General features: G+C 47.2%; 15 protein-coding genes. 8 read left to right on the top strand and 7 right to left on the bottom strand.

Annotated features, from left to right (window positions below):
* Positions 1-11 precede the first annotated feature (11 nt).
* The 3 genes from lspA (at position 12) to ispH (ending at position 2,064) form a co-directional block, all read left to right on the top strand.
* A complete protein-coding gene (gene lspA, locus VIC_RS02940) occupies positions 12-524 on the top strand; it encodes a signal peptidase II (RefSeq protein ID WP_006957711.1) in 513 nt (170 codons plus the stop codon).
* 116 nt (positions 525-640) lie between these two features.
* Entirely contained in the window at positions 641-1,072 is a 432-nt protein-coding gene (gene fkpB, locus VIC_RS02935) for an FKBP-type peptidyl-prolyl cis-trans isomerase (RefSeq protein ID WP_006957709.1), read from the top strand.
* 26 nt (positions 1,073-1,098) lie between these two features.
* Positions 1,099-2,064, top strand: coding sequence for a 4-hydroxy-3-methylbut-2-enyl diphosphate reductase (gene ispH, locus VIC_RS02930; RefSeq protein WP_006957707.1), 966 nt, complete (start codon positions 1,099-1,101; stop codon positions 2,062-2,064).
* Positions 2,065-2,248: 184 nt separating this feature from the next.
* On the opposite strand, the gene VIC_RS02925 is transcribed toward ispH, so the two are convergent.
* Entirely contained in the window at positions 2,249-3,733 is a 1,485-nt protein-coding gene (locus VIC_RS02925; RefSeq protein ID WP_006957705.1) for a carbon starvation CstA family protein, read from the bottom strand.
* A gap of 207 nt (positions 3,734-3,940) precedes the next feature.
* On the opposite strand from VIC_RS02925, the gene VIC_RS02920 reads away from it, so the two are divergent.
* The gene (locus VIC_RS02920; RefSeq protein ID WP_006957703.1) at positions 3,941-4,291 is read left to right on the top strand and encodes a DUF2799 domain-containing protein; all 351 of its coding nucleotides are present in this window, start codon (positions 3,941-3,943) and stop codon (positions 4,289-4,291) included.
* 35 nt (positions 4,292-4,326) lie between these two features.
* Here VIC_RS02920 and murQ read toward each other — a convergent pair whose 3' ends face one another.
* The 4 genes from murQ to VIC_RS02900 are packed head-to-tail and all read right to left on the bottom strand — an operon-like array spanning position 4,327 to position 8,832.
* Entirely contained in the window at positions 4,327-5,250 is a 924-nt protein-coding gene (murQ, locus tag VIC_RS02915) for an N-acetylmuramic acid 6-phosphate etherase (protein WP_006957700.1), read from the bottom strand.
* Positions 5,251-5,262: 12 nt separating this feature from the next.
* Positions 5,263-6,372 (bottom strand): anhydro-N-acetylmuramic acid kinase, encoded by a 1,110-nt coding sequence (locus VIC_RS02910; protein WP_006957698.1) that lies wholly within the window; start codon positions 6,370-6,372, stop codon positions 5,263-5,265.
* Positions 6,365-7,243, bottom strand: coding sequence for a glucosamine kinase nucleotide-binding domain-containing protein (locus VIC_RS02905; protein WP_006957696.1), 879 nt, complete (start codon positions 7,241-7,243; stop codon positions 6,365-6,367). The genes VIC_RS02910 and VIC_RS02905 overlap by 8 nt, the downstream gene beginning before the upstream one ends.
* Positions 7,240-8,832 (bottom strand): sodium:solute symporter, encoded by a 1,593-nt coding sequence (locus VIC_RS02900; protein WP_039951229.1) that lies wholly within the window; start codon positions 8,830-8,832, stop codon positions 7,240-7,242. Before VIC_RS02900 ends, VIC_RS02905 begins: the two co-directional genes overlap by 4 nt.
* A gap of 234 nt (positions 8,833-9,066) precedes the next feature.
* On the opposite strand from VIC_RS02900, the gene VIC_RS02895 reads away from it, so the two are divergent.
* Complete coding sequence (locus VIC_RS02895) at positions 9,067-9,915, top strand: MurR/RpiR family transcriptional regulator (RefSeq protein WP_006957693.1); 849 nt, start codon at positions 9,067-9,069, stop codon at positions 9,913-9,915.
* Positions 9,916-9,924: 9 nt separating this feature from the next.
* Positions 9,925-10,908, top strand: a complete 984-nt coding sequence (gene nagZ, locus VIC_RS02890; protein ID WP_006957691.1) for a beta-N-acetylhexosaminidase — start codon at positions 9,925-9,927, stop codon at positions 10,906-10,908.
* A gap of 43 nt (positions 10,909-10,951) precedes the next feature.
* On the opposite strand, the gene btsR is transcribed toward nagZ, so the two are convergent.
* Both btsR and VIC_RS02880 read right to left on the bottom strand, forming a co-directional pair.
* Positions 10,952-11,674: a two-component system response regulator BtsR gene (gene btsR / locus VIC_RS02885; RefSeq protein ID WP_006957689.1), complete on the bottom strand. Its 723-nt coding sequence runs from the start codon at positions 11,672-11,674 to the stop codon at positions 10,952-10,954.
* A 9-nt stretch (positions 11,675-11,683) separates the two neighbouring features.
* Entirely contained in the window at positions 11,684-13,360 is a 1,677-nt protein-coding gene (locus VIC_RS02880) for a sensor histidine kinase (protein WP_006957687.1), read from the bottom strand.
* Positions 13,361-13,599: 239 nt separating this feature from the next.
* Here VIC_RS02880 and VIC_RS02875 point away from each other — a divergent pair, with 239 nt between their 5' ends.
* The gene (locus tag VIC_RS02875) at positions 13,600-14,673 is read left to right on the top strand and encodes a 3-deoxy-7-phosphoheptulonate synthase (RefSeq protein ID WP_006957686.1); all 1,074 of its coding nucleotides are present in this window, start codon (positions 13,600-13,602) and stop codon (positions 14,671-14,673) included.
* 22 nt (positions 14,674-14,695) lie between these two features.
* Positions 14,696-15,823, top strand: a complete 1,128-nt coding sequence (gene tyrA, locus VIC_RS02870; protein WP_006957684.1) for a bifunctional chorismate mutase/prephenate dehydrogenase — start codon at positions 14,696-14,698, stop codon at positions 15,821-15,823.
* Positions 15,824-15,841 lie beyond the last annotated feature (18 nt).

Raw genomic sequence — 15,841 nt, 5'->3', positions numbered from 1 at the left:
TTAGGAATTGTATGAGCGAACAAGCACTCACTTTGAAGCAATCAGGCGTGCGCTGGTTGTGGCTAGCATTGGTTATCTTTCTAGCAGATATCGGTATTAAGCTGTTTGTGATGGATAACATGGGTTATGGCTGGGCGAATCGTATTGAGGTACTGCCTTTCTTTAATCTGCTTTACGTACATAACTACGGTGCTGCATTTAGCTTCCTTAGCGATCAGGCTGGCTGGCAACGTTGGTTGTTTACGGGTATCGCTTTTGCGGTAACCGCTATGCTGACTTACTGGATGAGTAAACTGCCAGCAAAAGAGAAATGGAATAATGTAGCTTATGCCATGATCATCGGTGGTGCGGTGGGTAACGTGTTTGATCGTGTGGTACACGGTTATGTTGTCGATTACCTAGACTTTTTCTGGGGTGACTACCACTGGCCAGCGTTTAATTTGGCAGACAGTACGATTTGTATTGGTGCTGCAATGATTATCCTTGATGGATTTCGTAAAAAAGACGCTGAAAAAAAAGCGTAAGCTGATAATGTTCGAATAACCCTAAGCGCTGTCTGTTGATTCAGAGAGCGCTTTTTACTATAACGAAGCCTCTATTGAATAGAAGCCAATATCTCCAATAACAAGGAAACAGTATTGTGACCACTATTGTCCAGGAATCCGCAGTAACGCTGCATTTTACAATCAAACTTAAAGATGGCTCGGTTGCGGATAGCACGCACAACATGGGTAAGCCTGCCAAGCTCGTTATCGGTGATGGCAGCCTAAGTGAAAACTTTGAGCAATGCTTGCTAGGACTTGAAGTGGGTGAGCAAAAGGCGATTGAGCTGAAAGCGGAAGATGCCTTTGGTGCGCCGAACCCAGACAATGTACATCATATGGATCGTGCAAGATTTGTTGGTGATGCAGAAGTTGAAGTGGGCACAATCATGGCTTTCTCTGGCCCTGATGGTATGGAAATCCCTGGAATCATTACCGAAATTGCGGGTGACTCAGTGACGGTTGATTTCAACCACCCGCTAGCAGGGCAAGATGTGACTTTTGAAGTTGAAATTTTGTCAGTAGAATAGCGGCCTGAAGCGATAAAATAATCACTATGAGCAATGAAATGAAAATTCTTTTAGCCAACCCACGTGGCTTTTGTGCAGGTGTTGATCGCGCGATCAGCATTGTTGAGCGTGCATTAGAAATGTATCAACCGCCGATTTATGTTCGTCATGAAGTTGTGCACAATCGATTTGTGGTCGAAGGTCTTAAGCAAAGAGGCGCTATCTTTGTGGAAGAGCTTCATGAAGTGCCAGATGACAATATTGTGATTTTCTCTGCTCATGGTGTGTCTCAGGCTGTTCGTAAAGAAGCGAAAGAGCGTGATCTGACCGTCTTTGATGCGACTTGCCCACTGGTAACCAAAGTTCATATGGAAGTGGCTCGTGCAAGCCGTCGTCATATGGAAGTGGTCTTGATCGGTCATGCTGGACACCCAGAAGTCGAAGGTACAATGGGCCAGTATGCCAGTGAACAAGGTGGTATGTACTTAGTTGAGACGCCAGCGGATGTGGCCGCTCTCAAAGCAAAAGTCAAAGACCAGAGTAATCTGCATTACGTAAGTCAGACGACATTGTCTGTAGATGAAACCGCTGATGTTATAACTGAGCTGCGTCGCGTCTTCCCAGAGATTCAGGGGCCACGCAAAGACGATATCTGTTACGCCACACAGAATCGTCAGGATGCAGTACGAGAAATGGCAACAGACGTTGATGTAGTGATTGTTGTCGGTTCTAAAAACTCATCTAACTCGACTCGTCTGAAAGAGCTGGCTGAAAAGCTGGGTACTCCAGGGTATCTGACAGACTGCCCGGAAGATATCGAGCCCGAATGGTTTAACGATAAAGTGAAAGTAGGTGTAACGGCGGGGGCGTCAGCGCCAGAAGAGTTGGTTAATCAGATTCTGGAACGCATCAAAGAGCTTGTTGGCACACGTTCGGTAGAAGAAGTACTCGGCCGTGAAGAAAACATGTTCTTTGAAGTACCAAAAGAGCTACAGATTAAACAGGTCGACTAGAGACTTGAAAGGATAACAAGGCGACACTAAGTCGCCTTTTTTACATCTGATTTAAATGCAGAAAACTGGCTTTAATCTGATTTTTCGCTATCGTGAGCATTTTGCTCATCGACGCTTGTTTAGCAGTTTCAGACAAAAGAAAAGGCTCCCTAAGGAGCCTTAATCAATATGCCAATCTATAGACTTAAGCGGTTTCAGTCGCTACTTTTGGCTTGTCTTCATCCGCTAGGTCAGTTTCCCCTTTGCCTTTAGACTTTTTGATGACGTAGGCCGTTGTCGCAAGTGAGAACAAGATACCAGCGATGGTAGAAACGTTCATTGGTAGACCAAACCCTAGCGTGCTGTTGTTTAGGATAAAGGTCACCACGACAGTCGTCATAAAGATTGCTGGAATCGTAGTGATCCAGTGCAGCTTGTTGTGACGAAGTAGGTAAGCTGAAGCCGTCCACAGCATCATAACTGCTGTTGTCTGGTTAGCGAAGCCGAAGTAACGCCAGATAACACCGAAGTCTACCTGAGTTAGGATGCCACCAATCACGAAAAGAGGGACAGCCATCAGTAGGCGGTTACGTAGCGTTTTCTGTTCCATGTTGAAGTATTCAGCCAAGATCAAACGGCTAGAGCGGAACGCAGTATCACCGGATGTAATTGGTAGAATCACGACACCTAAGAAGGCAATCACACCACCAAATACACCAAGCAGGCCAAATGAAGAACTGTATACTACGTTACCTGGGCCGCCGTTTTTCACAGCTTCAGAAAGCGCATCAAGGTTACCGAAGAAAGATAGAGCAATCGCACACCAGATAAGCGCAATCACACCTTCACCAATCATGGCACCGTAGAAAACGAATCGACCATTTTTCTCATTCTCCATACAACGAGCCATCAAAGGTGACTGAGTAGCGTGGAAACCAGAGATAGCACCACATGCGATGGTGATAAATAGCGCTGGCCACAGTGGCATGTCGTTCGGGTTGAGGTTAGTGAACATATCCGTTACTTGGAAATCGCCCATTACGGTGTGCTCGCTAGATATCGCCACTGCTGTCATCAAGCCAACCGACATAAAGATCAAAAGAGCGCCAAACAGTGGGTAAAAGCGACCGATGATTTTGTCGACAGGAACGATAGTGGCGATGATGTAGTAAGCAAAAATGGCAATGACCATGGTCGTCATGCTGACAGACAGGCTTGTCTGATCGTTGATCAGGTTAGTGATCATCCCTGCTGGTGCTGAAACGAATACCACACCGACCAGAAGCAATAGGACAATGGCAAAGATATTCATAAAGTGTTTTGCACCATTGCCTAGATAGCGGCCTGTGATTGTTGGTACAGAAGCGCCACCGTTACGTACCGACAGCATGCCGGAGAAGTAGTCGTGCACGGCACCTGCGAAAATACAGCCAATGACAATCCACAGCATAGCAGCTGGGCCGTAAAGCGCGCCCATGATAGGACCGAAGATAGGGCCAACACCAGCGATGTTCAGAAGCTGAACCAGATAGACTTTCTTAGTCGACATTGGAACATAGTCGACGCCATCAGCTTGTGTGTGGGCTGGAGTTTGGCGTTTTTCATTGATGCCGAAAACTTTCTCAACAAATGCCCCATAAATGAAGTATCCACCTATCAAGGCTGCAACACAGGTTAAAAACCACAACATAGCACTCGTTCCTTAGTGATAATTTAATAAGTTCAGCCTGGATATTACGCTGACTCGAAACAATCCACATTCGGATCTCAATTGAGTGGTCGTATACCCAATTGAGTGGTATTTGGCACCATTAAGTGGTTTTTCCTCTTTGTGAGTGGCAATGTTGAGGATTTAGTGGTTTCATTAATAGAGTTTCTATAAAAACAAGGAAAAACAATGAGAAAACTCATTTTTCTGATGTTGGTATCGACCTTGATGGCTTGCGCCGCCAGTACTGAACAACTGGCCAAGGAAGGGGACTGGTATGAGATTGGGTACCAAGACGGCGTACGTGGTCAAGCTCAGCGTCCGTTTAAAGAGCTGGCCAGCTTGGGCAGTGTCAAACAGGGCGACTATGATCAGGGTTACCTGAGCGGAATTAAAGAGTACTGCAACCCGAATGTTGCCTATCAGATTGGCTTAACGGGGCAATATTATGAGGGCGTGTGTGAAGGCACGGCAGATGCGCAGAAGTTTCGTATGGAATGGAAGCGTGGTTGGGATGAGCACGCTAACGAGTATTACTAAATAAAAAGGCTTGGTGTTTACCAAGCCTTTTTACGTTAATGATTGTGATTTTCTACTGCTCGTCTCAGGAAGCCTTCCTGATGTTGGAGCTGGTTTCTGGCACTGTCGACGTCCATTCCGGTCAGGATCATTAAGATGGCAAGCTTTACGTCATATTCCGTTTGCTCTAAAACCGTGACTGCTTGCTGCTTATCACACTCAGTCGCCTGCATGACGATACGAGCGGCACGTGCGACCAGCTTCTTGTTGGTCGCTTTCACATCAACCATCAAGTTTTGATAGCTTTTGCCCAGTCGAATCATACTGGCTGTAGTCAGCATGTTGAGAACCAGCTTCTGCGCCGTTCCCGACTTTAATCGTGTTGAGCCTGTTAAAGCTTCAGGGCCTACTACTGGGCTAATCGCGATTTGTGCGACTTCTGCAATGATGGAATCCGGGTTACATGATAGTGCCACTGTAGTCGCTCCAAGGTCGTTGGCGTATTCCAGCGCACCAATGACGTAAGGCGTTCGGCCGCTGGCGGCAATTCCTACCACGACGTCTTTGTCGCTGAACTCAATCGACTTCAAATCAGCAACGCCAAGCTCCGGCGAATCTTCCGCGCCTTCTTTGGCTTTGAGGATAGCATCTGGGCCTCCTGCAATCAGGCCGATGACCATTTGATCGGAGACGCCAAACGTAGGTGGGCACTCCGAGGCATCAAGGATCCCCAAACGTCCGCTGGTACCAGCGCCCATATACACTAAGCGACCACCCGATTTGAATGCTTGAGTGATTTTGTCCACCGCCTGAGCAATTTCAGGTAGCACTTTTTCTACCGCGAGTGGAACGAGTTTATCCTGCTGGTTAATTCTTTTAACGATTTCCAGAGAAGGCAGCAGGTCAATATCCATCGTTTCTGGGTTACGACCTTCAGAAACCAAATGGGAAAGCGCTGCGATTAGTGCATCGTTGGTCATAATCGTCCTTATTTAATCGGCAAAGTACATCACACCAAGAGAAGCAGGATGGCTCGCTCCGGTGACTTCTGGCAAATTGCTTGGCAGGTTGTGAATGCGGCGATAGGCAAGCCAAGCAAATGCCATCGCTTCCATATTCTGACTGTCGACACCTTGTGAGTCTGTAGAATCGACAGACCAAGCAGGTAGTAGTGCTTTCAGGCGATTCATCAACAGTGGATTACAGGCGCCACCGCCACAAACCAATAGTTGTGGCTGCTCTCCCAGCGAGTATTTCTCTACCTCGGAGCTAATGGTTCGCGCGGTGTATTCACACAATGTTCGCTGAACATCTTCAGCGGAGCAGTTATGGTTGCTCAGAATAGCCTCTAACCAAGGTAAATTAAACAGCTCTCGCCCCGTGCTCTTTGGTGCTTTTTGCGAAAGATACGGCTCCTGAAGTAGGGTGTTGAGCAGTGCTGTATCGACATGACCTTTCTGTGCAAATAAGGCGTCTTTGTCGTAAGGCTGGCCTTGGTGCTGGTGACACCAAGCGTCCATCAACATGTTGCCCGGCCCGGTATCATAACCAATGACAGGGTGATCAGGGCGAAGCACGGAGATGTTGGCAATTCCGCCAATATTGAGCACGACTGTGCTCGATGTATTTGATTGAAACAGCGACTGATGGAAGGCTGGAACCAGTGGTGCGCCTTGCCCACCCAGAGCTATGTCTTTACGTCTGAAATCGGCAATTGTTGTAATGCCGGTTCGTGTTGCAATGATATTGGCATCACCGATCTGAGTCGTGAACGGCGCGTCACCTGTTGGCTGGTGGAAAACCGTCTGACCGTGGTTACCGATCGCGGTAATTTGCTCTTTACTGTGACCTGTTTTTTCAAGTAAAGCTAACACTGCATCGGCATACAAATGGCCCAGTTGGTGATCCAGGGTGCCTACCTGTTTTAAATTGGTTTGTTGGCCGAGACAGATATCGAGCACTTGCTCTTTGACCGCCAAAGGTATTGGGTAATCGGCATGGTCGATTAACTGAATGTGTCCGTCACTTACTTCTACTAGTGCGACATCAATACCGTCCAGACTGGTGCCGGACATGATGCCAATATAAAGCTCTTTATCCATTACGAATTTCCACCTGTTGTCTGGCTAACAGAGTTGCACCATCAAGTGCATCTCCTTTTGAAGTGATGAGGCGTGAGCGCCATTTATCACTGATATGTTGCTGATAGTATGCGCCCAAACTTCCTAAAAAAGCGATATCTAACTCATTATTTTCACAGCACTTTGTCACAAGCTCATCAATATGATTCTGCCCACGTCTAAGAATCACATGGCTTACTGGGCAGCCTTGATGCGCGTGGTCCAAAAGGGCAGGGACCAATTGCGCAAAGCGTGAAGCATTCGCTGTGGTCAGCCATTGCAAAATATCACCGCGCTGGCTTCCCAGATGCTGAGATAGATAGTCGGTCAACGGGCTAGTAGTTTGCTGTTCAATGGCTTCAATTAATGCCTGTACGGCCTGTTGCCCTAGCCAAGCGCCACCACCTTGATCGCCAATTGGAAAGCCCCAACCGCCATACATGTGAGTTGAGCCATCGGTCTCTAGCCGGGTAGCTACACTGCCTGTACCAATGGCGAGGCAGTTCACGGCTTGACCTTGATTGACACCCAATAAAGAAATATGAGCATCGGTTGTAACTAAGCGGTTAGGGTATTTGAGTAGCGACTGCTCAAGTGCTTGTCTTGCATTGACGTTGCCAGCGCCGGCAACGCCAATGACAATGAATACCTGCTGAGGCGTCAGTTTTACTTGTGCTAGGCAAGTTTCAATTGCCTCCCGTATTTGATGATGCGCTTGCTCTTTTTGTTGAGTTAGAGAAGACGGGCCCACAGTCAAGATGAAAGCCGGGTTAGTCGCTAGCGAGTCTAAAGCTGTCAGACGTAAGGCGGTTTTGGTTCCGCCTCCGTCGATTGCAAGTAAATGCGTAATCATAGTCGAGCCGTTTGCAACTGCTCTTGTGGCTGTGTTTTACCACACAAGCAGACACCAAATGAAACTAAGGTACCGATACAAAGCTGATAAGGGAACGCTAAGCTCAGCCCTGCCCAATCTGGATTGATGAGCCCGAGCGTGTTGTCCCAAACGTAAGCCTGCAGCAACAGTGTGGTCAGGAAGCCAGCGACCAGTGCCATCGCAACCGAACGCTCACTGCCTCGGTCCGTAAACAGAGCGGTGAAATAGACACCAAGGAGACCCGTGTAGGCAAATACCATCACACTGAGTGCGAACGCGAGCAGTGGCATGTCCGTGTATTGCTGCCAGTAGAAACACAAGATTCCCATGCTACCCAGTGCAACTGCCGCAATTGCCATTCCAAATCGACCGACTTTGACATAGTGGACGTCATCTTGCTGGCCATCACGAGCTTCTTTCCATGGCTTGTACAAGTCTTGAGTGGCCACGGAAGACATTGAGTTAAGACCAGAGTTCAGCGTCGATAGCGCCGCAGCGACAACTCCCACCGTCACGAGGCCACGTAAGCCTGCTGGCATTTCGTTCAGCACGTAGTACATAAAGATAGTGACATTTTCGCCATTGAAGCTTTGTACGACATCTTGCCCTTCGACTCCCATCAGATCAGGACGCTGGTAGAACACATACAATAGCAAGCCAATGGTCATAAAAATCAGAACAATCGGCAGTGAAAAGATAATTGAATTAACCATTGCCTGTGAGCCTTGTTTGGCGGTCTTACAGGTTAAAACGCGTTGAGTCATATCTTGATCGAGGCCAAACGCACCGATATTCAGTAGCACGAAGCCAGTAATACAAGCCCAGAAGCTAAAGGTTCCTGCTGGTGAGAAATCAAGGCTAAAGTCGAGCAAGGTAAGCTTTGAGTCTTGTTCTGGCCCTGGGTTCTCTAACACGTGCATGATTTGGCTAAAGTCTGCTGGAAATTGACCCAGCAGGTAAATAATTACAGCCAGCGCCGCGCCGACGTAAACAATTAACTGGATCAGGTCACTCCAGATTACAGAGCGAATCCCACCCATGTAAGTGTAAGCAAGGCCAACAACGACCAAAATAACAACCGAAGCGATAACGCTGGTTGGGTTGATGTTGGTAAACAGAATCATCGAGACCGCAATCGCTGCCATATACAGTCGTGAGCCAGAAGCAAAAACGCGTCCAACCAGATACATCAGCCCGGCACGCTGTTTGGTTTTCTCGCCAAAACGTACTTTGAGTAATTCATAAACAGTCGACACTTTATTCTGGTAGAAGCGTGGGATCAGAATCCAAGCAACGAACAGAGCGCCGAGAATACCGCCTATATTGGTGGCTAGGTAAGTTAAGTCACCACGGTAACTGGAATCTGGGCCGCCCAGAAATGTTGCCGCTGACTGAGATGTTGCCAGAACGGAAACGGCCACTACCCACATTGGCATACTATTCCCACCAAGGAAGTAATCCTTAGTGGAAGTAATTTTGACTCGGCTGAAATGCCAGCCAGTATAGGCAATGATCGCAAAGTATAAGGCGAACACAGCCCAGTCGAGAGAGGTAAATAAAGAATTCATCGCAGCTCCATAGCCTGAATCATGTAGGGAATCTATTTATCGTTTTTTAGCAGTATGCTGATATGAATAGTTCATTCCTAAGTCTATTCTTTGATGGAATAATGACCGCTTTGATTCTATGATCCTGTTCTCAGTTCACGCGTTAGTTTATTCCAAATTTCTGTTTGGACTGGAATAACTATTCCCCAGTTTAACGCGGCTGAGTACACTGAAAATCAAATAGAGGAGGGGAAGATGAAAGGTTTAGCTCGAATTCGTGCACTGTTACCTCAGCTTTCACCAGCAGATAACAAGATAGCTCGATATTTACTCGAATACCCTCAACAGGTAAAACAGTTCTCTTCTCCTGAGCTGGCAAAAGCCATCGGTGTCAGCCAATCGACAATCGTGAAATTTAGTCAGAAGATCGGCTACAGTGGCTTCTCCGATTTGAAAATTCGCTTATATGAGAGTGAATTGGCGTATCAACCCAGTTCAAAGAAAGCGATTCACGGCACCATCTCACGCAGCGATAACATGGCTCTGGTGATGGCTAAGTTATTATCGAGTAAACAGCAGTCACTTGACCGAACTGTAGCACTCAATGATGCAGACACGATTCAGCAAGCGGCAGGCTACCTGCACTTAGCCGGAAAAATTCAGATTGCGGGCGTTGGCGCTTCTTCGCTGGTCGCCAAAGATTTGAGCTACAAGCTGACCAAAATTGGCCATGCGGTGCACTGCGAGTACGATGCACATATTCAGATAGCCAATGCCGCAGCGCTGAGTGAGAACGATGTGCTGGTTGCGTTGTCGTATTCCGGGCGAAGTCGAGAGGTGCTGAGCATTGCTCAACTGGCACGCAGTAAAGGCGCTAAGGTGATCATCATCAGTCAGCTGGCTCCGACACCATTGGATAGATACGCCGACATCAAACTGATGACGGCGGCAGATGAGGAGCAGATAAGAAGCTCTTCCATTACAGCACGAGACAGTCAGCTGCTGATGACAGACTTGCTCTTCATTGCGTTAACTCAGCAGGAAGAGAGCGCTGACCAATTAATTGAACAAAGTAAATCCGCTGTTGCGGTTTTAAAACAGTAAGGAATGATTATGGGACCTTTATGGGTTGATGTAGAAGGTTGCGAACTGACCGCAGAAGACAGAGAAATTCTTGAGCACCCAACCGTCGGTGGCGTCATTCTGTTTGCCCGCAACTATCACGATAATGAGCAGTTGCTGGCCCTGAACAAGTCGATTCGTCAGGCTGCGAAACGTCCGATTCTTATTGGCGTCGATCAGGAAGGCGGCCGAGTTCAACGTTTCAAGGAAGGCTTTTCCCTTATCCCTGCGGCGGAATCCTATGCCAAGCAAGCGAATGGCGAAAAGCTGGCTGAACAAGGCGGTTGGTTAATGGCGGCAGAACTGATTGCTCATGACATCGATCTAAGCTTTGCTCCGGTACTGGATAAAGGTCATGAGTGTAAGGCGATTGGTAGCCGCTCATTTGGTGAAGATGTCGATACCATCATCCGCCACAGCAATGCTTACATGCGCGGCATGAAAGCGGTGGGTATGGCAACGACAGGCAAACACTTTCCCGGCCACGGCGGTGTGATTGCGGACTCGCATCTGGAAACCCCTTATGATCAGCGAGATACCATTCTCGAACAGGATATGGCGATTTTTAAAGCTCAGATTGAGGCGGGGCTATTGGATGCGATGATGCCTGCGCATGTGGTGTTCCCTCATTATGACGACCAGCCTGCCAGTGGCTCTGAGTTCTGGCTCAAGAATGTGCTGAGAAAACAATTGGGCTTCAATGGCATTATTTTCTCTGATGATCTGACGATGGAAGGCGCATCTGTAATGGGTGGCCCAGCTGAGCGTGCTCATCAGTCTCTGGCATCGGGCTGCGACATGGTGTTGGTGTGCAATAAGCGTGATGCGCAGATTGAAGTGTTGGACAATCTGCCTGTGATGGAAACGCCACAAGCAACTGAGCTATTGAAGAAACAATCTTTCACTTTGTCTGAGCTGCGTAGCAGTAATGAGTGGAAGCAGGCTTCCGAAGCCATGAAACGCGTTATTGGATAAGTTAAAAGTAACGAGAGAACTAGAGCCGCAATAGCGGCTCTTTTTAGTGGAAGCCGAGCATTTCTTTTAACGTTTTCAGGTAGCGACGGCTGACGGGAATCGGGTGATCACTGACAGTGATGATCTCTGCCAATCCGTTCTCTAACAATTTGATTTCTTTGATCGCTTTGATGTTAACCAGAAACTGCCGATGACAGCGTACCAGAGGCGTTTTTTCTTCGAGCACTTTGAGCGTCAGCTGTGAAGTGGCTTTTTGTTCTTCTGTCTGGACATGAACGCCGCTGATATCACTGTAAGCAAACTCCACATCTTGAGTCGGAATGATGACAATCCGATTCAGGCCAATACAAGGCACCTGATCTAGGCTAGATGGGGTGATCGCTGAGACTTGTTCCTGAGTATTACTGCTGACTGACCTAAGAAGGCGTTTAATGGTTTTGTCCAACCGACAGGTATCTACCGGTTTCAATAAGTAATCGAACGCATTGTCTTCAAACGCCTGAATAGCGAACTCATCGTAGGCGGTGACAAACACAACTTTTGGCATGGTTTCAGGATCAAGCATCCCAAGTAGCTCAATGCCTGTGATTTGCGGCATCTGAATATCGAGAAAGACCACATCGGGTTTAAGCTGGTTAATCTTTTTCAGACCTTCAATCGCATTACTGGCCTGATCTATGACAGTGATTTGGCCCGACTCTTCAAGCAGCTCAGTCAGCTCTTCACGCGCAAACAGTTCGTCATCTATGACTAAAGCAGAAAGCATATCCGTGTCCTAATTCATTTTCTTTTCGGGAATGAGGAAGCTCATTCTCGTCAGTTGGTCTGGCGTCACATCAATATTGAGTGATGCCGCCTGACCAAACTTGTTGGTCAAACGCTTATCGACGATTTGCATCCCCAGCCCCTGATGATTGTCGGCTGGTGGTGTGTAACTGCCTGCATTGTCTTCCACACATAGCTGATAACCCTGCGCAAGTTTTTGGCTGTAAATGCGGATCTTTCCTCCTTCCAGTAGGTTTGATATGCCGTGCTTAATGGCGTTCTCGACTAAAGGTTGTAGGGTAAAGGTCGGCAGTTTGCGCTCCAGCAATGCGGAATCAATATCAATATCCACTTCTAATCGGTCGGTAAAACGCGCTTTTTCGACGGTGAGATAAGCGTTAACGTGCGCCAATTCTTCTTTAAGAGTAACCGTTTCTACATCTTGTTTGAGGTTACTCCGGAAGAAATGTGACAAGTGCTGAATCAACTCACGAGCTTTAGGAGGGTCGCGACGAATGACGGCACTGATGGTGTTTAGAGCGTTAAACAGAAAGTGTGGGTTTACTTGCGCATGGAGCAATTTTATCTCTGCTTGAGAGAGTAAAGTGCGTTTCTGTTGGTAGTCACCAAATAGGATCTGACTGGAAAGCAACTGTGCTATCCCTTCGGCCATCGACATATTGATGGTCGAAAACAGCTTACGTTTCGGCTCGTACAGCTTAATGGTGCCAATTACTTTATCTCCTGAGTGCAGAGGAATAATCAGCGCAGAGCCCAGTTTGCAACTTTTAGAGATTGAACACTGATATGGCTTGTCTTTGCCATCGAGGTAGATGATGTCGTTACGTGAGATTGCATCGAGTGTACTTTGCGAAGAGATCGGCGTTTCTGGTTTATGGTGATCGTCACCAATGCCCACAAACGCGAGGATCTTCTCATTGTCAGTGATCGACACGGCGCCCACATTGGTTTCTTCGTAAACGATTCGAGCAATCTTTTCCGCATTTTTCGTGTTGAAACCAGAAGCGAGAATACCAACCGACCGTTCGGCGATATTCAATGCCCGGCGCGAGAAGGTGGCGGAGTACTCTTCAAAGATAGTTTTTCGATCCTGCAGTATGCTCATAAATAGCGCTGCGCCGACTGAGTTTGCGATGATCATTGGGGCGGCAATCGCAGAGACTAATGAATATGCCTGATCAAATGGTTTAGCGACGATCAAAATGATCGCCATTTGGGCGATCTCTGCCACTAAGGTGACCGCAAACACCACGCTTGGGTTAAACAGTTGGGCACCTTTGCCCCGCCTGAGCAGGTAGGTGTGTAACAAGCCACCAATCAAACCTTCCGCGGTGGTCGAGATAGCACAAGCAAGGTCGGTAAACCCGCCAAGCGAGTAACGATGCAAACCGCCAGTTAACCCGACAAAGAAGCCAACCACAGGCCCACCAAATAAACCACCCATCACGGCTCCGATCGCACGCGTGTTGGCAATCGCATCATTGATCTGCAAACCAAAGTACGTCCCCATGACACAAAACAGAGAGAACAGTACATAGACGCTGAGTTTGTGTGTCAGGCGGTTAGAGATACTCAGCAATGGCAGGAAAATCGGGGTCTTACTTAGCATATAAGCAAGGACTAAGTAGACACACATCTGCTGAAGTAAGGAAAGAATGAGATCCATGAGTGAAGTAATATGCTGGGCTATAGGCTTATTTTAGAAAAGATAAGTTGAAGAAAACATGCATGAGTCGAAGTTTTTCAACTAACTAGCTCAAATTACAGTTGTGTAAATAAATAATTACACTGTGTTTTTTTATATGTACACCTTGAAATTTGTTTCTAGGCTGTTACTTTATGCTTAATCCAGCCCAATAGAGATGCTTTAAATTGGGTGTAAAAAAATATATACAGGTTTGAGTTATGCAAAAAAGTGAATTGAGCAACATTAATATTAGTGAAGAACAAGTTCTGATTACACCTGAAGAGCTGAAAGCCAAGATACCACTGAGTGATAACGCTCGTCGCTTTATTCAGGAGTCTCGTCAGACTATCGCTAACATTATTCATAAGAAAGATCATCGACTACTAGTGGTTTGTGGTCCTTGTTCAATTCACGATCTGGACGCTGCGAAAGAATACGCTAAGCGTCTTAAAGCATTGTCTGAGCAGCTCAGCGACCAGCTTTACATTGTTATGCGCGTCTACTTCGAGAAACCACGTACCACAGTGGGTTGGAAAGGTTTGATCAACGACCCGCATCTAGACGGTTCTTTCGATATCGAGCACGGCCTGCACGTAGGGCGCAAACTGCTGGTTGAACTAGCAGAGATGGAGATTCCACTGGCGACCGAAGCGCTGGATCCGATCAGTCCTCAATACCTAGCTGACACATTCAGCTGGGCAGCAATTGGTGCACGTACGACTGAATCTCAGACTCACCGTGAGATGGCAAGTGGTCTATCTATGCCAATCGGCTTCAAGAACGGTACTGATGGTAGCTTGGCAACAGCCATTAATGCGATGCAGGCTGCGTCTTCAAGCCACCGCTTCATGGGGATTAGCCGTGAAGGTCAGGTTGCGTTACTGACAACTCAAGGTAACCCAAATGGTCATGTGATTCTGCGTGGTGGTAAACAAACCAATTACGATTCAGTGTCTGTTACCGAGTGTGAGCAGGATATGGCGAAAGCGGGTCTGGATGCTTCTCTGATGGTGGATTGTAGCCACGCTAACTCGCGTAAAGATTTCCGTCGCCAGCCTTTGGTTGCTGAAGATGTGATTCACCAAATTCGTGAAGGTAACAAATCGATTATTGGCCTGATGATTGAGAGTCATATTAATGAAGGTAATCAGTCATCCGATATTCCTCTCAACGAAATGCAATATGGCGTTTCAATTACCGATGCCTGTATCAATTGGGATACAACTGAGGCACTATTGCGTCATGCACACACAGAACTGGTCCCATTCTTGGAAGATCGTCTGAAAGGTTAAGAGAAGAATAACAAGGAACATCATGGCCGTTGAATTGAATGAATTGCGTGATCAAATTGACGCAGTAGACAAACAAATTCTGGATTTATTGGCACAGCGACTGTCTCTGGTGGAGAAAGTCGGTGAAGTGAAAAGTGAACACGGTCTGCCGATTTATGCGCCAGATCGCGAAGCGGCCATGTTAGCTTCACGTCGCGAAGAAGCGGAAAAGAAAGGCGTACCGCCTCAGCTGATTGAAGACATTCTTCGCCGTACTATGCGTGAGTCTTACGCGAGTGAGAAAGATTCTGGCTTTAAGTGTTTGAATCCAGAATTGCGCTCCGTGGTGATTGTCGGTGGTAACGGCCAACTGGGTGGTCTGTTTGGTCGTATGTTCAAGCTGTCTGGTTATGATGTCAAAGTACTTGGCAGCAAAGACTGGGATAAAGCGGATGAAATGCTGGTGGACGCAGGCCTAGTGGTCGTTACTGTTCCGATTCATCTGACCCAGGGCGTGATTGAGAAGCTAGGCAAACTGCCAAAAGATTGCATCTTGTGTGACTTAACCTCGATCAAGTCTAAACCGTTGCAAGGTATGCTCAATGTGCATCAAGGTCCTGTTGTTGGATTACATCCAATGTTTGGCCCTGATGTACCGAGTTTAGCTAAGCAGGTGATTGTTTACTGTGATGGTCGTGGTGAAGAACACTACCAATGGCTACTGAAACAGTTCTCTATTTGGGGGGCGAGTTTATGTCAGATTGATGCCTCAGAGCACGATCATGGTATGACTTTGATTCAGGCGTTGCGTCACTTTACGTCTTTTGCCTACGGCCTACACTTGAGCCGTGAAAACCCGAACATTGATAAGCTGTTGAAGCTAAGCTCACCAATCTACCGCTTGGAGCTGGCGATGGTTGGGCGTCTTTTCGGTCAGGATCCAAACCTATACGGCGATATTATCCTTTCTTCAGACGAAAACATCGAGATGATCAAACGTTTCCATCAATGCTTTGGCGAAGCACTGAAAGTGCTGGATGGCAAAGATAAGCAGGCGTTTGTCACAAGCTTCAATAAAGTAAGCGAGTGGTTTGGTGATTACTCTCAGCAGTTTATGCATGAAAGCCAGAATCTACTGAAGCAAGCGAATGATTCCATTCATCGTGGCTAATCTATAACTCCTAACCAG

The organism is Vibrio coralliilyticus ATCC BAA-450, assembly GCF_000176135.1.
Lineage (GTDB): Bacteria > Pseudomonadota > Gammaproteobacteria > Enterobacterales > Vibrionaceae > Vibrio > Vibrio coralliilyticus.
Note: the sequence above shows the minus strand (reverse complement) of the source record. Positions and strands in the feature narration are given on the sequence as shown.

What these genes read in the sequence shown, in the direction of transcription:
- lspA (WP_006957711.1), top strand. Translation starts at nt 12, where the DNA reads ATGAGCGAACAAGCACTCACTTTGAAGCAATCAGGCGTGCGCTGGTTG.
- ispH (WP_006957707.1), top strand. Translation starts at nt 1,099, where the DNA reads ATGAGCAATGAAATGAAAATTCTTTTAGCCAACCCACGTGGCTTTTGT.
- VIC_RS02925 (WP_006957705.1), bottom strand. Translation starts at nt 3,733, where the DNA reads ATGTTGTGGTTTTTAACCTGTGTTGCAGCCTTGATAGGTGGATACTTC.
- VIC_RS02920 (WP_006957703.1), top strand. Translation starts at nt 3,941, where the DNA reads ATGAGAAAACTCATTTTTCTGATGTTGGTATCGACCTTGATGGCTTGC.
- murQ (WP_006957700.1), bottom strand. Translation starts at nt 5,250, where the DNA reads ATGACCAACGATGCACTAATCGCAGCGCTTTCCCATTTGGTTTCTGAA.
- VIC_RS02910 (WP_006957698.1), bottom strand. Translation starts at nt 6,372, where the DNA reads ATGGATAAAGAGCTTTATATTGGCATCATGTCCGGCACCAGTCTGGAC.
- VIC_RS02905 (WP_006957696.1), bottom strand. Translation starts at nt 7,243, where the DNA reads ATGATTACGCATTTACTTGCAATCGACGGAGGCGGAACCAAAACCGCC.
- VIC_RS02900 (WP_039951229.1), bottom strand. Translation starts at nt 8,832, where the DNA reads ATGAATTCTTTATTTACCTCTCTCGACTGGGCTGTGTTCGCCTTATAC.
- VIC_RS02895 (WP_006957693.1), top strand. Translation starts at nt 9,067, where the DNA reads ATGAAAGGTTTAGCTCGAATTCGTGCACTGTTACCTCAGCTTTCACCA.
- nagZ (WP_006957691.1), top strand. Translation starts at nt 9,925, where the DNA reads ATGGGACCTTTATGGGTTGATGTAGAAGGTTGCGAACTGACCGCAGAA.
- btsR (WP_006957689.1), bottom strand. Translation starts at nt 11,674, where the DNA reads ATGCTTTCTGCTTTAGTCATAGATGACGAACTGTTTGCGCGTGAAGAG.
- VIC_RS02880 (WP_006957687.1), bottom strand. Translation starts at nt 13,360, where the DNA reads ATGGATCTCATTCTTTCCTTACTTCAGCAGATGTGTGTCTACTTAGTC.
- VIC_RS02875 (WP_006957686.1), top strand. Translation starts at nt 13,600, where the DNA reads ATGCAAAAAAGTGAATTGAGCAACATTAATATTAGTGAAGAACAAGTT.
- tyrA (WP_006957684.1), top strand. Translation starts at nt 14,696, where the DNA reads ATGGCCGTTGAATTGAATGAATTGCGTGATCAAATTGACGCAGTAGAC.